A 15,427-nucleotide genomic window follows, 5' to 3' on the forward strand; every position below is an offset into this window, starting at 1 on the left:
GTATCCGGCTGTTAAAAATCCCAGGACTTTACCGCAGTGGACACCATCAGCATACGCGGCGCCCGCACCCATAACCTGAAAAACATCGACCTCGACCTGCCGCGCGACAAATTGATCGTCATCACCGGCCTGTCCGGTTCCGGCAAGTCGTCGCTGGCCTTCGATACCATTTATGCCGAGGGCCAGCGCCGTTACGTCGAGTCGTTGTCGGCCTATGCCCGCCAGTTCTTGTCGATGATGGAAAAGCCGGACGTCGACCATATCGAAGGCCTGTCGCCGGCGATTTCGATCGAGCAAAAATCCACCTCGCACAATCCGCGTTCGACGGTCGGCACCATCACCGAGATTTACGATTACCTACGGCTGCTGTACGCCCGCGTCGGCATTCCGCGCTGCCCGGAGCATGGCGTGTCGTTGCAGGCGCAGACCGTCAGCCAGATGGTCGATCAGGTGCTGGCGCAGCCGGAAGGCGAGCGCTGGATGCTGCTGGCGCCGGTGATTAACGATCGCAAGGGCGAGCACGTCTTATTGCTGGAAGACTTGAAGGCGCAAGGCTTTTTGCGGGCCCGCATCGACGGCGAAGTCTACGAACTGGACGAACCGCCAGCCCTGGATTTAAAGAAAAAACATACCATCGAAGTCATCGTCGACCGCTTCAAAATCAGAAACGACATCCAATTGCGCCTGGCCGAATCGTTCGAAACTGCCTTGCGGCTGTCGGAAGGTTTGGCGATTGCCGCGTCGATGGAAACCGATCAGCAACTGCTGTTCTCGGAACGTTACGCCTGCCCGCATTGCGGCTACAGCCTCAGCGAGCTGGAGCCGCGCATCTTCTCCTTCAACAACCCGAAAGGCGCCTGCCCCAGTTGCGACGGCCTGGGCGTGCGCCAGCATTTCGATCCGCAATTGGTGGTGCACAACCCGGACATCAGTCTGGCCGGCGGCGCGGTGCGCGGCTGGGATCGGCGCAATGCCTATTACTACCAGATCATTTGCGCGCTGGCGGCGCATTACAACTTCGATCCGGAAGCGCCGTTCGCCAAGATTCCGCGCGACGTGCAGGCCATCATTCTGTACGGCAGTGGCAGCGAAAACATCGAGTTTCAATTTCAGATGGGCAACGCCAAACCCAAAGTGTCGCGCCATCCGTTCGAAGGCATCATTCCCAACATGGAGCGCCGCTATCGGGAGAGCGACTCGCAAATGGTGCGCGACGAACTGGCGAAATATCTGGCGCAACAGACCTGCTCGGTCTGCGACGGCGCCCGTTTGAACATCGGCGCCCGTAATGTGTTCGTCGAGGACCAGCCCTTGCACCATTTGACCCGGCTGCCGATCCGCGACGCCTTGCATTTCTTCCAGGCCTTGACCATCGCTGGCCATCGCGGCGAGATCGCCGCCAAAATCAACAAAGAGATTCAGGAGCGGCTGGAATTTCTGGTCAACGTCGGCTTGGACTATCTGACGCTGGACCGCAGCGCCGACACGCTGTCCGGCGGCGAAGCCCAGCGCATCCGTCTCGCCTCGCAGATCGGCGCCGGCCTGGTCGGCGTGATGTATGTGCTGGACGAGCCGTCGATCGGTTTACACCAGCGCGATAACGAGCGCTTGCTGAATACCTTGTTCAGACTGCGCGACCTCGGCAATACCGTGATCGTGGTCGAACACGACGAAGACGCCATCCGCGCCGCCGACCACATCGTCGACATCGGCCCCGGCGCCGGCGTCCACGGCGGCCAAATCGTCGCCCAAGGCACACCGGCGCAAATTTTGGCCGACGCCAACTCGCTGACCGGCCAATACCTGTCCGGCGCGGAAACCATTGCGGTGCCGAAGCAAACCGTCGCCAACGATCCGGCCCGGCAATTGACCATCAAAGGTGCCAGCGGCAACAACCTGAAGAACGTCACGGCCAGTTTTCCGGTGGGGCTGTTGACCTGCGTCACCGGCGTCTCCGGCTCCGGCAAATCGACCTTGATCAACGATACGCTCTACAGCCATGCCGCCCGCGTCATCAACGGCGCCAGTTGCATCCCGGCGCCATGCGAGGCCATCGAAGGCCTGGAGCAGTTCGACAAGGTAGTCGACATCGACCAAAGCCCGATCGGCCGCACGCCAAGATCGAATCCGGCCACCTACACCGGCATCTTCACGCCGATCCGCGAATTGTTTGCCGCGGTGCCGGAAGCCCGCTCGCGCGGCTACAACCCCGGCCGCTTCAGCTTCAACGTCAAGGGCGGCCGCTGCGAAGCCTGCGCCGGCGACGGTGTGATCAAAGTGGAAATGCACTTTTTGCCCGACATCTTCGTACCTTGCGACATCTGCCACGGCAAGCGCTACAACCGGGAAACCCTGGAAATCCGCTACAAAGGCAAGACCATCCACGAAGTGCTGGAAATGACGGTCGAAGACGCCGCGGCGTTTTTCTCGGCCATCCCCAGCCTGGCGCGCAAACTGCAAACCCTGATCGACGTGGGCCTGAGCTACATCACGCTGGGCCAGAACGCGGTAACCCTGTCCGGCGGCGAAGCGCAGCGAGTCAAGCTGGCGAAGGAACTGTCGAAACGCGACACCGGCACCACGCTGTACATCCTCGACGAACCGACCACCGGCCTGCACTTCCACGACATCAAACAATTGCTGAGCGTACTGCACACCCTGCGCGACCACGGCAACACCCTGATCGTGATCGAACACAACCTGGACGTGATCAAGACCGCCGACTGGATCGTCGACATGGGCCCGGAAGGCGGCAGCGGCGGCGGCACGCTAGTCGCGGAAGGCACGCCCAAACAAATCGCCAAGCATAAGACTTCGCATACCGGGGCTTATTTAAAGCGGTTTTTCAGTTGATGCGACTTGCCGCCGCGCGATGGACTGCTGATTAGGATCAGTCCCATAAAGGGTAGACGAAGGAGACGAGCCATGGCCCTAGCGCTAAAAGACCGGCAACAACACACCTACGGCGAATATCGACAATGGCCGGACGACGTGCGCTACGAATTGATCGACGGCGCCGCCTATCTGATGTCGCCGACACCCGATTTGGCCCATCAAGACGTTGCCGGGGAAATTTATTGTCAAACCGCCAACGCATTGCAAGGCAGTTCCAGCCGCGCCTTCATCGCGCCGCTGGACGTACGCCTACCGAGCCACGACGAAGCAGACGAACTGATAACCAGCGTCGTACAACCCGATGTGTTAGTCGTCTGCGACGCCGATAAACTGGACAGACGCGGCGTGCGCGGTGCGCCGGACTGGGTCGTGGAAGTGTTGTCGCCGTCCACTGCCAGTCACGACCAGATCAAAAAACGCGATTTATACCAACGCCACGGCGTCCGCGAATACTGGCTGGTCCACCCTGTCGACCGCCTGCTGTTCGTCTACAAACTGCAAAACGGCGAATACGGCAAACCCGAGCTGTACCCGCTGGAAGGCGAAACCCAGGTCGGTATTTTGCCGGAGATCGTGATTCGTTGGGACGAGTTGGTCTCGCGCTTGCCCAAGGATTATTGAAGGATACAGCGGCGTCATCAAGGCCTGCACAGCCAAACCTGCCGTTTAGCCGAGGACGTTCGTCCTGATGCCACCCGCATGGCAATTTTGCGTCTCGGCGACGAACTCGTAGTGCGCCAAACGCCCGCCAATGCCTCAGCTTCGAAGCCCCAATGCCTTGGCGGTTGATTTCATCGCCGAAAGCAATCACAAAAGCCGCAGCAAAAGCCACTGTTCTATCGGGCAGATTGCCAAAAAATGTGAAATGCCTCATACCAAAAACGGCCATTTTGTAAAAAAAACTGACAGAAGCACAGTCACCCTGATGGATGTGAAAATCGGTTTTAATTGATTGAAATCAAACAAAACTATGATTTTTAACTTGACACTCCATTATTTAAAATCGACCACTGCAGTCAATTGATGTGCATAAAAAGCTGACACCCACGGATTCGACGATGTCGACACCGCAAAAACCCGCTAACGCCAGAGCTTTACCCCTCACGCCTGCGCACTTGCAGCAGGCGTTTCTGGCCGTCTGCCGGCAACGCCGGCATTTTCCGGCGGATGCCGATATCCGGCACTGGCGACGGCATTGGCCGGCGCGCAAGAGCGGGCTATTGGCGAAGATTCAGAGCGGTGACTATCGATTTTCCCCGCAGCATCGGCTGTGCAAAACCGATGGTCAGGTCGTGCATCTATGGTCGGCTGAAGACGCGGTGGTCATCAAGCTGTTGAGCGCTTGGCTGCAGGACCGGCTGACCGTGTCGCCGGCCTGCGTGCATGTCAAAGGCCATGGCGGCCTCAAACGCACCGTGACCCAGATCCAGGCCAAGCTGGGCGACTACCGCTTTGTTTGCAAAACCGATGTCAAGGGCTACTACCCAGCCAGCGCCCCAGACACGCAGCTCAATCAAAACTGCTACGCGACCCTAAAGCCGATGTAGGGTGTGGTGAGTTTACGAACCGCACCGTCCGCGAACGATGCGCTTCACCTTGTTCCGCGCATCCTTCAGACCTAGAGACTGTCGTGAAAGCCCCCTCTCCTCGCGGGAGAGGGCTGGGGTGAGGGGAATAGCCTTAAATCAAACCTGCAACCGCTTGCCCTGACAGCAACCCCCCGCCAAAACCTTCATCGGCAAGAGCGAGCACGGTTTTGATTTTCTCGGTTACCGCTTTTCCCGGCAACCCTTGCAACTGGCGACCGTCACGGTCAAAAAACAGGTTGAACTACTGCACCGGCTTTATGAGCAACAGACCCACAAAAAAGCCAGTTCCGAGAAACTGGCTTGGGTTCTGGGGCAGTACGTTCAGCGTTGGCGGCGCTGGTGTAAGGCCGGATTGAGCGACATTGTTAAACAGGAACCCTTTTGCCCCGAGTACGCAACCATCGTTGACTTAACAGACCGACCCCGAGCAGCATCAGGGTGCTAGGTTCGGGGACGGTCGCCGGTTGGCTTTTTGTCCAGATCGCATACGTGCGGCCGGACGCACGGGATGTGTCACTATTGCTTATGTTTTCTGTATACCCAATGAAAGGTTGTCTATCAGTTGGGAGTACTAGTCCATATATGTCGACGACGTTTCGTTGGAAAATGGATGGGGTGTATGGGGTTAGTAATATACAGTTGCCGAATGTAGACGCCACACAACCGGAAATCCTCGACGGGTCTTGGACGAAACGAGCATCGGATATTAAAAGCGCTAACAATGCGTCAACCGCAAGATAAGCGTCAGTAGCTATAAACGGGAAATCACTCTGCTCATCACAGCCGCTAAACAATCCCACGCACGAGCCGTCACGGATGAATACATCGTATTTGTTTACCCCGACTAATATATCGCGTGCGCCAGTCAAGATACCGTTAGCATCGGTGACGAGCGAAGCAGCGCTGCTGCTGTGCAGGGGCAGCAGCAACAGAAATAAAACAGCGGTTAGGGTGCGTAGCATGTGTCCTCCAAGGGGGATGTAGTAAAGGCAAATCGCCTGGCTATTTTTGCAAGCATGAACTGGGCCAGTCGAAACTTTTATGTCACCGATCATTAGTCGAATGAATGACCGGGCAGGCGACGTGGAAAGTTTGTCCGCAAAGCCGATGGGGGCTTAATGAGGCCACCGCCTACCTAAATCTGCCGTGGTGCCCTTGGAAGCCCTGCTGCGGCCCACCCGAGTCAACCTACTTTGGGTATTGGCTTCCGGATAGTCTTAAAAAAGGCAGCAAAACGCCCCTTAATCCTTAGTTTTGCAGCAACCCGATGGCTATCGGCATTAGGCTAGTTCTGCTAAATACACTTAACCGGACGATCAAAAATTTAAAGGGCCGCCCGCAATTGGCCGAAAACTGTCGAAAAACATTGAACATATATTTCAGCCGATAGACTTTGCATGCCGATTCGATTGCCCTTCTATTGCATAAAACTCCAAAAAACGGATTATCTGTTCCCACTGTGAACCACCGCCTCGGCATCATCTCGGACACCCACGGCCTGCTGCGCCCGGAAGCGCTGGCGGCGCTTGGCGGTTGCGAGCGGATTTTGCACGCCGGCGACGTCGGCAAGCCGGAGGTGTTGCAAGCACTAAGGGAGTTGGCGCCGGTGACGGCGGTGCGCGGCAATAACGATAAAGGCGCATGGGCCGAGGAATTACCTGAATCCGCCCGTTTGACGGTGGCGCAAATCGGCATTTACCTGATCCACGATCTGGCCGAACTTGCCCTCGATCCGGCGGCAGCCGGAATTCGGGTTGTGATTTCCGGCCATTCCCACCGGCCGGCGATTGCGGAACGGGACGGCGTGTTGTATGTAAACCCCGGCAGCGCCGGTCCGCGCCGCTTTAAATTGCCGATCAGCGTCGCCGAACTGGTCATATCCGACCAGGTGCAGGCTAGAATCATCCCGCTACAGGTTTGAGAGACTTTGTTTTAACGACCGGCGGATAAGTTCGCCGCGGCCGCAACTTAAACACGTAAGCGCAAACTGCGCCTACTCAACCCGCTTAACCGCGACAAAACCAACGACCATGAGTTTCGACTTCAACGCTTACCTTAACCGCATCGGCATAGCCCGCCCCGAACCCACCCTGGCCGGCCTGAGCGCTTTGCAACAGGCGCAACTCGGCGCGATTCCGTTCGAGAACATCAATCCGCTGTTGGGCTTGCTGCCCGACTTGGCACCGGCGGCGTTGAAGACGAAGATCGTCGCCAGCCGGCGCGGCGGGTATTGCTTCGAGCTGAACGGCTTATTCGAGCAGGCGCTAATCGAACTGGGATTTAGCTACCAGCCGATCATGGCGCGGGTGCGGATGGGCCTCAGCGAAGGCGGGCCGCGCCTGCATTTGGCCTTTATCGTCGAGGCCGACGGCGAACCCTGGCTGGTCGATGTCGGTTTCGGCGGTCCCAGCCACTATCGGCCGTTGCGGCTGGGCACCGAGCAGGAACAAACCCTGGACCATAACCGGTTTCGCTTGCGTTTGGAGGCGGAATCGGGGGAAACCGTGCTGGAACGGCAGCAAGACGGCGACTGGTTTGCGCTGTACAGTTTCGACCGCTCCAGAGTGCAGCGCTGCGACCTGGAAGCGGCCAATCTGGTCTGCACGACCTGGGATCAGTCGCTGCTGTCGCAAAATCTGTTGATTTGCCGCAATACCGCCTCGGGCTGGGTGCAGTTGTTCAACACCAACTTTTCCCAATTCCATGCCGGAGAACAGGTCAGCACGCCGGTTAACAGCCGGGCGCATTTGGGCGATTTGCTGGGCGGCCATTTCGACATCGAGCTGGCAGACGAGCAATTGGCTAGGCTGGCCGAGCGGCTGGCGTTATCAGAAGCTTGAATCGGAACAAGACAAGGTTGAGTCGTGATTAAATGCCGAGGCAGGCAACCCAAATCGAGAGATGACTCTGCGAGTCGAATGATCGAGAGCAGAATCAGGTGCAGCCCGGAACCGGCTGCAACGATATTGAAACTTCGAGTCTGGTGGGTGCTGAGGGGTTCGAACCCCCGACCCTCGCCTTGTAAGGGCGATGCTCTCCCAGCTGAGCTAAGCACCCGACTCGAGGCCGCGCATTTTATCGAAATCGCCGCGGCGCGCAAACTGTTTTTGTCGTTGGTTCCGCTCGACCCGGCTGATTTGCCGCCAAATTCTGCCGATGCCGGCAGTGCGCCGTCCCGATCGGCGCCGGTTTCCAAAGCCTCCCGGAGCAGACTGGCCGCGGCCGCGTCGGAGAGCTTGATAAATCCGTATTTTAGCCTAGGCTGATGTAAGCAATGGACTACAAAACCTGCGGTCTGATAAGCTTTCCCCCGACCCTACGTTTACCGACAAAATCGCATGAGTAAAAGCTCCCCTTTCCTGCCTATTTACGATTTTTCTCCCAACGTAAACGCCAACTATCTGAAACAGATTCTGCCGCTGCTGGTTCGGCACAATATCGCGGCCAATCCGATCAATTACGCGATCTGGTACGACTATGTCGCCGAAAACAATGCCAGCCTGAACCGGGCGGTCAATACGTTGATCTCCGAGCAGAAAAAGTTCGACTACGAAACCAGCGTCGAGCTGTATAAAACCCATATTTGCAACGCCTCGCTGGAATCGTTCGAGCAGATCAACCGCCAGTTGCACAAGGTCATCGAACAAGCCACCAGCGCGATCAACGACACTTACAACAAGGCCGAGGAAACCAACGACAGCTTCCAGAAAAAGTCGGTGATTCTGGAAAACTTTTCCGCATCCGACGGCTTGAAAACGGTACTGCAGGAAATCATCCAGGAAACCAAATCGCTGGCACTGACCAGCCAGGCCATGCAGACCAAGTTAACCGAAGCCAACCGGGAAATGGAACAACTGCGGGAAGAACTGGCCCAAGTGAAACAGATCGCCACCACCGACGGCTTGACCGGTTTATTGAACCGGCGCGCTTTCGATATGACCTTGGCGGAGATCGTCGAACGCTCGGCGCCGGAAACCGCCTGCCTGTCGATGCTGGATATCGACCATTTCAAACGCATCAACGATACCTACGGCCATACCATCGGCGATAACGTGATCAAATACGTCGCCACGCTGATGAAAAAACACGCCGAAGACCATCACCACGTCGCCCGCTACGGCGGCGAAGAGCTTGCCATCATCATGCCGAATACCAGCCCGGATCGGGCGATACAAATCTCGGAGAACATCCGTAGCGCCATGGAAGCCAGCAAGCTGCAGCGCAAGAACGACAACCAGCCCTTGGGCAAAATCACGCTGTCGATCGGCGTCGCCCGCTTGCAACAGGGCGACGATTCGGAAAGTTTTCTGGTCAGAGCCGATAAGGCACTCTATCAAGCCAAACAAAGCGGCCGCAATAAAGTCGTGCCGTCGTAATCCCGGATGCCGCGCTTGGGGTTCAGGCCTCGGCAAAGCGCTGGACGATCAAGCACCCCACCATATCGCCCTCGACATTGACCATAGTGCGGACCGTATCCAGCACCCGATCCACCGGCAATAAAATCGCGATCGCTTCGGCCGGCAAACCGACGGCTTGCAGCACCATCACCATGGTCACCATCCCGGCGCTGGGTATGCCCGGCGCGCCCATGGCAGCCACCATCGTCGTAAAACAGACGATCAGTTGCTGCGCCAAATCCAACTCGATCCCGGCCAGATTGGCGACGAACAACGCCGCGGCCGCCTCGTACAGCGCAGTGCCGTCCATATTGACGGTGGCACCAAGCGGGATTACAAAACCGGCAATACTAGGCTTGACGTGCAGATGCTGCTCGGCGCAACGCAAGGTCACCGGCAGCGTCGCCGAGCTGGAACTGGTGGCAAAGGCGGTGAGCAGCGCGGCACGCGCGCCGCGAAAAAACTTCAGCGGCGAGACGCCGGTCGCCAGGAATAATAAGCCCGGCAACACCACGAAACCGTGCAGCAAGGTGGTACCGATCACGACCGCGACGAATTGGGCCAAACTGCTCAACAAAGCCATGTTCTGCGTCGCCAGCAACTGCGCCAGCAAGGCGCAAATCCCGAACGGCGCCAGCCGCATGATCCAGCCGACCAGGCGCAACATCAATTCCAAGCCTTCCTGCAGCAATAACAGGATATTGCGGTAACGGTCGCCGCCGACCACCAGCGCAATTCCCAATAGCAGCGCAAACACCACTATCGCCAGCACGTTGGCCTGCGCCAACGCGGCAAACGGGTTGAGGAACAGGCCGTGCAGGAAACTGGCGATAAACTCGGGGAAGCTCATCTGCTTGGCGCTAAAACCTTGGCTGGCGTGCTGGAACAGCTCCAAATTCAGACCTTTGCCGGGTTCGAACCAAATCGCCGCGCCCAGCCCGAGCAGGATCGCCAACGCCATCGACAACACGAAAAAGCCCAGCGTTGCGATCCACACCCGGTGGAGCTGGCTGTGCAAGCGTAAATTGGCAACGCCGACTGCGATCGAGGTAAACACCAGCGGCACCAGTACCATTTTCAACAGATCGACAAACAAAGTGCCGACCAAACCCAGCAGATAAAGCCCCTGCCGGCTAAGCGGCGCCTCCGGCCCCAATCCGGCGAAACCGATGCCTAGCGCGATACCCAGCGCCGCCCCGAGAAAAATTTGGCCGTTCAATCCGATTTTCACCGCGTTCTCCTGATGCAAACATGTAATGCCGATTGTAACCCCGGCGTCGGCGAAGCGATCGAACGTCGCCCTTCGGCCCGTTGCCGAAACAAAATTCGTTGACCGGCGGCCGATGCCGGCAGTACTTTGCGGAAAAATGGGGACTGGTTGCGGCTGATTGGCTGGTTGCAGCCGGCAACGACAACACTAAAACGAAAGGAACAAGCATGAAGATCGGACCCAAACCCGCAGCAAGCAAAGCCTGCACGCGCCTGAAACCCAAAACCGGCTTTAGCGCCGACGCGCGCCGCTTGCGCCAGGCGTTGGAGCGAATCGCCGAGCTGGAACAACGCTTGGCGGCGCTGGAGCAAGTCGTTCAAATCGCGCCCGACGGATCGCTTCAGATCAGCGCTGCCGCGAATGTCGAAGTCAACGCGAGTCTGGTAACCATCAATGCCAACAACGTGAAGGCCGCCAACATCATCCAATGCGAAACGCTGATTGCGAACAATGTCGTGGCAGCGACTTATACCCCGGGCGCCGGGAATATTTGGTAGGCGCGGCGAGCGGGCAAAGCAGAGCGCCAAGCCGGACGGCTCGGCGCGCTGGAGTTTGCCAGCGGCTTGTCTTAGCCGCGGCGTTTAGCCCAACCGATGCCGCCGGCCAAAACCGTACCGAACAACCAAACCGCCGACGGCAGCGGCACTGCCGCCACGGTAGCCGCAGCGATGAACGGCTCGCCGGCCAAGCCTTGTTGGTTGGAATGGAAGCGGATACTGAGCAAAGTTTGGTTGGCGAACGCCGCCGGTAAATTGAAAATCTGCTGGTCCAACCGGGCCCGGCCGCTGCCGGCGGAAAATGCCGGGATCGCATCGACGCCGTTGATGGCGTTAGTGAATGCGCCGTCGTAATGGTCGCGGACGTTTTGGCCTTCGATCAGGTCGACGGTGTAGACGTCGCCCGAACTACCGCTGAAGCTGACGTAGCCGACGTTTGCGCCATCGGCGCCGAATGCGGTATTGATCAAGGTAAACGCCTGGGTGACGCCGAAGATATTGACCGGAATATCGATCTGGCTGTTATGGAAGGCGGTGTTGCCGTCGCCATCGACCGCCAGTTGAAACGGCACGCCGTTGAAGGTCTGCGTACCGGGGAACAGGCCGTTGTAACTGCTCCCGTCGGTCCAGGTTCTGATATCCGCGTTGAGGCTGGGCAAGGTCAGCGAGGTGTAGGAAGCGTTGGCAGCCGCCATGTCCGCCGTCAATAACAGCGCAGCAATAATTTGAAGTTTCATATCGATTCCCCCTCGAATTTGGCTAACAATACCCCAAAAAATACCGGAGTATTCTCGCCCATTTTATTTGAACCGCGTCACAAAGTCATGCTGCAATGCCGAGCGGCAAACGGATTTTCATCGCCCGGTAAAATCGACGCGTCAAGCTTAGGCCAACGGCTCGAGCTTGGCCAAGCCGGCTGCAGCGTCAAGCCTTTACTGTTCCGCGGAATGTCGCAGTGCCGATCCAATGGGCACGCTGCAGCCTGGCGGCCGACGTTTTTCCAGCCGGCGCCGCCTGACCTTAATGCACTATGCGAGGAGATTGTTTTGAAAAACAGGAATTCGATTTTGTTGCCGGCGATGCTGGCCGGTTTACTGGCCGGCCCGGCGGCGGCTGTCACCATCCATTTCGACTACAGCTACGACGGCGGCTTCTTTTCCGGCAGCAATCTGTCCAGACGCACCACGCTGGATGCGGCGGGCCAATATTTCTCGGCGCTGCTGCAAGACAGTCTGGCGGCTATCGATTCCAATGGCAGCAACCAGTTCACGGCGGTCTTCAGCCGGCCGGACAGCGGCGCGACCGCAAATTTGGCATCGTTCGACGTTACCGCCGACACGCTGACCGTATTCGTCGGCGGCCGCGACTTGGGCGGCAACTCGCTGGGTTTGGGCGGACCGGGCGGCTACAGCATCTCCGGCACCCAAAGCTTCTTGAACCAGGCCGCCTACCGCGGCGAAAGCGGCGCCCAAACCAATCCACCAACGGATTTTGCCACCTGGGGCGGGTCTATCAGTTTCGACGCCGATTCGGCCTGGTATTTCGATAGCGATCCCGCCAGCACCGAGTCGTTTAGCGGCTTCGATTTTTACTCGGTGGCCTTGCACGAATTGGGGCACGTGCTCGGCATCGGCACCGCCAATTCCTGGAGCCGCTGGCTGCAAGGCGGCAAATTCACCGGCCTGGAATCGAAATTGGTCAACGGCGGTCAGGACGTGCTGCTGTCGGCCGACGCCGCGCATTGGCAATCCGGGCAAACCAGTACCATCAACGGCCTGGGCAGCTACCAAGCGGCAATGACGCCGAATATCGCCGCCGGCACCCGCAAGAATTTTACCGACCTGGATCTGGCGGCGCTCTCCGACATCGGTTGGGAAGTGGCGGCCACCACACCCGCCCGCCAAGTACCGTTACCCGAGCCGGCTTATTGGCTATTCGCCATGGGGCTGGCCGCCATCGGCCAGCGCTTGCTCGGCCGCGACGCCGCCCCTCTGCCGGGTTGAGTACAAGCCCGCTTCCAGCCGGGCCGTTCAGCTGTTTACTTGCCACCGCCCGCCCAGAAGTTGACCGGCGCGGACGCTCAGCAGCCCGGCCAACACGGCCAACAGCCAACGCCCGCCGCCCTCCAGAAAAAGCATGACATCCAAGCTGAACGGCACCGGTCTGACGCGGCCGGCCTGTTCGGCCATGTTTTGAAACATCATCTCCAGGTTGCCCAGCAACAGTAGCGGCACCGTAACGGTTACCAGCAGTAACGACAGCACAATACCGCCGATGGCGGCGATGCCGCGTTGCGCCCAGGTCGTTCCCGGCCAGGCCAGTACCAGGGACAAGGTGATCACCGGCGGCACCAGGGTATGGGTCAGATGGGTGCCGGCCGTCATCTGGGCGCCGGGATTGACGGTATAGCCGGCGACTACCGGAATCGGCCGCAACACCCAAGCCGAGACCGAAATCAAATAGTCGCCATCTTTGACAGCCAAGGCCAGCCCCGGCGCAAAATCCCGGCTCCATTCGCGCATGCCGAAGTCGACGAATGGCAGTAAAAACTCGCCCAAGGGCTGGCGAAATATGAAAGCCGATACCGACAGCGCCAACCAGACCAGCAGCAGCCTGGTGCTGAATTTAACTAACGCGGCGGTTTCCATCGGCATCCGCACCTCCCGACGCCGCCCACCAGGCAAAAAACAAGCAGCCCAACACGACGATCAAGGTCGGCGCAAAATAGGTATGGGCCGGCAGAAACCAAGCCGGATAATAGGCAACGACAACATAAATCGCGGCGATGCGCAGCAGGTTCAGCAAATACATGAAAACCGCCGCAGCCAATACGCCGGCCAGTTTGCGACCAAGCTCAGCCGGATACGCCAGCATGGCCGAGACCACCAGAAACAGCGCACCGGAACCGTCGCATCCGCGCACGACCTCCAAGTTAGCCCGCGCCGAAACCAAATGGTTGCCGACGGCCGCCACCCGTTCGCCCGGCGCCAATAGATCGATCAACGCCGCATCGGGCCGCACCAGGCCCCAATGGTAAAGCGTGTCCCGCAATACCTCGTCCGGAATTTGGAAATAAGCCCGATGCATCAAACCGTAGATGCCGGCAAACAACAGCGGAAACCGCCACCGCCGAAGCTTGGCCGCCATCGATGCGGCAGGAGTGGTTAATTCGATTGGATTTGCCATGGTCTCGATACCCAGTCGGGCAAGCGGATTGAGAATTGCGGTCGATTCGATCCCGGCGCAACGCCGCAGCGAGCCGGCTGCCGCTTTGCTTTGCCAGGCTGTTGAGCTTCAGCTTTGGCCGTATCGTTCTGGCGCTACGCTTGATCGCCATTATTCGCCAAACGGCAAGGGCCAGCTAACCCACGTCTTGCGACACACTTTCGCCAGCCATTTTATGATGAACGGCGGCAATATCCTGACCTTGCAAAAAATCCTAGGCAACGGCTCGCTCAAGTTGAATCCGCTTAGCAAAATGGGCCGATAAAACCAACAAAAAAAGGCCCAATCAATGGATGGGCCTTTGTCTTGGGCCGGTTATAACCCGGCTCGTATTCTGAAAGAGTACCTCTCTCTTTTAAACAGGGCCATAACCATCGCTCCAAACATCCAAGCGAGGGAAGGTAAAGGAACTTGAGAGATTTGGTCCAGGGTCACTACGCCGCGAAAACCCGAAAAGCGGCCGTCAAGAACATTTGCACCACTGAAAACGTTTACTTGATCGCCAGCCTTCCAAAATTGAGGATGGTTTTCTCTAAACACTGACATTGAGTAGTAACCGCCAACGTGAAAGAAAGAGCCGGATGAATATAATGGATTTGTTGAGTAAATACCGCCATCGTTCTTTAAGGCGCCGTTTGGCCATTGTTTGGTTGAGGCAACCGGGTCTTTTATGAAGACACCCTCTAAGAAATCGGCATAAAACAAATCCGCGTAGATGTTACCTTGCTCTCCGGGACGAGGAAGATCTTCTAGTTCTTCAATGCTTCCGTCATAGTGCGTAATCACGGCCTGACGGTTAAAATCGACTGAAAAAGCGTAGTGAATGTCGCTGCCAACACTTAATCCAGCTGCGGCAATTAATCCCGCACTATCGGACTCGATCTGCGTTATATGCCCTGAGAATTTATAAACGAGCTCGGCTTGAGATACTGGAGCCACACCCATCCAACCAAACGCTACTAAGATCGACAAAACGAATTTAGTCTTCATCACCAACTGACCATGTAAGTTAAAAGGAAAGCAACTCTAACATGTGAAGTAATGCACAACAAATGCAATAATTCATCTCCGGTTCAGGAATTATCCGTAAGTGTCCCGCCAGTGTCCCACGGGACAGCATCCAAAAACCAACCTAAGCCGCCCTCACCTCGTCCAACAAATCCGGATGGCGGTCTAGGACTTTAAGCAATTTCACCAGGGCCAGCGGTGGCTTGGTCTTGCCGTTCTCGTAGCGGGAAAAGGCATTGATACCGCCGCCGAAAATCTCCGACGCTTCTCGCTGGTCGAGTGCCAGCTTTTTGCGGACACTGGCAATAAAACCGGGGTCTACAATCGAGGCATTGACCTGCTTGTTGAATTCCAGCATCAAAGCCATGGTGCGTTTGGATTCTTCCGCATCGTTAATCACTTCATCGCAGGCCGGGCAAAAATCGCCAGTCACCCCCGGAATTACGGTGGTTTCGCCTTTGTAGGTGTAAGGCACGTCACGGGTATCGTGTACCAGCTCGCCAACCGCACAGGATGGACATTTCATAATCACAGCTCCTTAAACGA

The 15,427-nt window shown here is 57.5% G+C and carries 17 protein-coding genes and 1 tRNA gene; 10 read left to right on the forward strand and 8 right to left on the reverse strand.

Translation table 11 applies throughout. From position 1 onward, the window contains the following. The first annotated feature begins 36 nt into the window (after positions 1-36). From uvrA to C2U68_RS09965, 4 genes are all read left to right on the forward strand, one after another. Entirely contained in the window at positions 37-2,853 is a 2,817-nt protein-coding gene (uvrA, locus tag C2U68_RS09950) for an excinuclease ABC subunit UvrA (protein ID WP_140912333.1), read from the forward strand. A gap of 72 nt (positions 2,854-2,925) precedes the next feature. Beyond that, entirely contained in the window at positions 2,926-3,516 is a 591-nt protein-coding gene (locus tag C2U68_RS09955; RefSeq protein ID WP_140912334.1) for a Uma2 family endonuclease, read from the forward strand. 130 nt (positions 3,517-3,646) lie between these two features. Further along, complete coding sequence (locus C2U68_RS09960; RefSeq protein ID WP_140912335.1) at positions 3,647-3,847, forward strand: hypothetical protein; 201 nt, start codon at positions 3,647-3,649, stop codon at positions 3,845-3,847. A gap of 106 nt (positions 3,848-3,953) precedes the next feature. Beyond that, on the forward strand, positions 3,954-4,442 hold the full coding sequence (locus C2U68_RS09965) for a hypothetical protein (protein ID WP_140912336.1): 489 nt from the start codon (positions 3,954-3,956) through the stop codon (positions 4,440-4,442). 407 nt (positions 4,443-4,849) lie between these two features. Here C2U68_RS09965 and C2U68_RS21805 read toward each other — a convergent pair whose 3' ends face one another. After that, positions 4,850-5,539, reverse strand: a complete 690-nt coding sequence (locus tag C2U68_RS21805; RefSeq protein WP_140912337.1) for a PEP-CTERM sorting domain-containing protein — start codon at positions 5,537-5,539, stop codon at positions 4,850-4,852. Positions 5,540-5,943: 404 nt separating this feature from the next. On the opposite strand from C2U68_RS21805, the gene C2U68_RS09975 reads away from it, so the two are divergent. Both C2U68_RS09975 and C2U68_RS09980 read left to right on the forward strand, forming a co-directional pair. After that, complete coding sequence (locus tag C2U68_RS09975; protein ID WP_140912338.1) at positions 5,944-6,405, forward strand: metallophosphoesterase family protein; 462 nt, start codon at positions 5,944-5,946, stop codon at positions 6,403-6,405. Between the two features lie 109 nt (positions 6,406-6,514). Continuing rightward, complete coding sequence (locus C2U68_RS09980) at positions 6,515-7,324, forward strand: arylamine N-acetyltransferase family protein (protein ID WP_140912339.1); 810 nt, start codon at positions 6,515-6,517, stop codon at positions 7,322-7,324. A 141-nt stretch (positions 7,325-7,465) separates the two neighbouring features. Here C2U68_RS09980 and C2U68_RS09985 read toward each other — a convergent pair. After that, a tRNA-Val gene (locus C2U68_RS09985) sits at positions 7,466-7,541 on the reverse strand. Positions 7,542-7,822: 281 nt separating this feature from the next. Between C2U68_RS09985 and C2U68_RS09990 the strand changes: the two genes are divergently transcribed. Continuing rightward, positions 7,823-8,860, forward strand: a complete 1,038-nt coding sequence (locus C2U68_RS09990; protein ID WP_140912340.1) for a GGDEF domain-containing protein — start codon at positions 7,823-7,825, stop codon at positions 8,858-8,860. 22 nt (positions 8,861-8,882) lie between these two features. On the opposite strand, the gene C2U68_RS09995 is transcribed toward C2U68_RS09990, so the two are convergent. Then, a complete protein-coding gene (locus C2U68_RS09995) occupies positions 8,883-10,112 on the reverse strand; it encodes a dicarboxylate/amino acid:cation symporter (RefSeq protein WP_140912341.1) in 1,230 nt (409 codons plus the stop codon). Between the two features lie 206 nt (positions 10,113-10,318). Between C2U68_RS09995 and C2U68_RS10000 the strand changes: the two genes are divergently transcribed. Next, entirely contained in the window at positions 10,319-10,648 is a 330-nt protein-coding gene (locus tag C2U68_RS10000) for a hypothetical protein (protein WP_140912342.1), read from the forward strand. A 71-nt stretch (positions 10,649-10,719) separates the two neighbouring features. On the opposite strand, the gene C2U68_RS10005 is transcribed toward C2U68_RS10000, so the two are convergent. Further along, a complete protein-coding gene (locus tag C2U68_RS10005) occupies positions 10,720-11,385 on the reverse strand; it encodes a hypothetical protein (RefSeq protein WP_140912343.1) in 666 nt (221 codons plus the stop codon). A gap of 309 nt (positions 11,386-11,694) precedes the next feature. On the opposite strand from C2U68_RS10005, the gene C2U68_RS10010 reads away from it, so the two are divergent. After that, positions 11,695-12,651, forward strand: coding sequence for a matrixin family metalloprotease (locus tag C2U68_RS10010; RefSeq protein WP_260839290.1), 957 nt, complete (start codon positions 11,695-11,697; stop codon positions 12,649-12,651). 27 nt (positions 12,652-12,678) lie between these two features. Here C2U68_RS10010 and C2U68_RS10015 read toward each other — a convergent pair whose 3' ends face one another. Together C2U68_RS10015 and xrtM are read right to left on the reverse strand one after the other, a co-directional pair. Next, positions 12,679-13,302, reverse strand: a complete 624-nt coding sequence (locus tag C2U68_RS10015; RefSeq protein WP_140912344.1) for a hypothetical protein — start codon at positions 13,300-13,302, stop codon at positions 12,679-12,681. Further along, positions 13,274-13,834, reverse strand: a complete 561-nt coding sequence (xrtM, locus tag C2U68_RS10020; protein WP_140912345.1) for an exosortase family protein XrtM — start codon at positions 13,832-13,834, stop codon at positions 13,274-13,276. The genes C2U68_RS10015 and xrtM overlap by 29 nt, the downstream gene beginning before the upstream one ends. Here xrtM and C2U68_RS21810 point away from each other — a divergent pair. Continuing rightward, positions 13,833-14,138 (forward strand): hypothetical protein, encoded by a 306-nt coding sequence (locus C2U68_RS21810; RefSeq protein WP_222101899.1) that lies wholly within the window; start codon positions 13,833-13,835, stop codon positions 14,136-14,138. The two genes, xrtM and C2U68_RS21810, sit on opposite strands and share 2 nt — an antisense overlap. 50 nt (positions 14,139-14,188) lie before the next feature. On the opposite strand, the gene C2U68_RS10030 is transcribed toward C2U68_RS21810, so the two are convergent. Together C2U68_RS10030 and C2U68_RS10035 are read right to left on the reverse strand one after the other, a co-directional pair. Continuing rightward, positions 14,189-14,863 carry a hypothetical protein gene (locus tag C2U68_RS10030; protein WP_140912346.1) on the reverse strand — a complete coding sequence of 225 codons (675 nt, stop codon included), beginning with the start codon at positions 14,861-14,863 and terminating at the stop codon, positions 14,189-14,191. A gap of 142 nt (positions 14,864-15,005) precedes the next feature. After that, positions 15,006-15,407, reverse strand: a complete 402-nt coding sequence (locus tag C2U68_RS10035; RefSeq protein WP_140912347.1) for a type II toxin-antitoxin system MqsA family antitoxin — start codon at positions 15,405-15,407, stop codon at positions 15,006-15,008. Between the last annotated feature and the right edge of the window lie 20 nt (positions 15,408-15,427).

This window comes from Methylomonas koyamae (assembly GCF_006483455.1).
Lineage (GTDB): Bacteria > Pseudomonadota > Gammaproteobacteria > Methylococcales > Methylomonadaceae > Methylomonas > Methylomonas koyamae_B.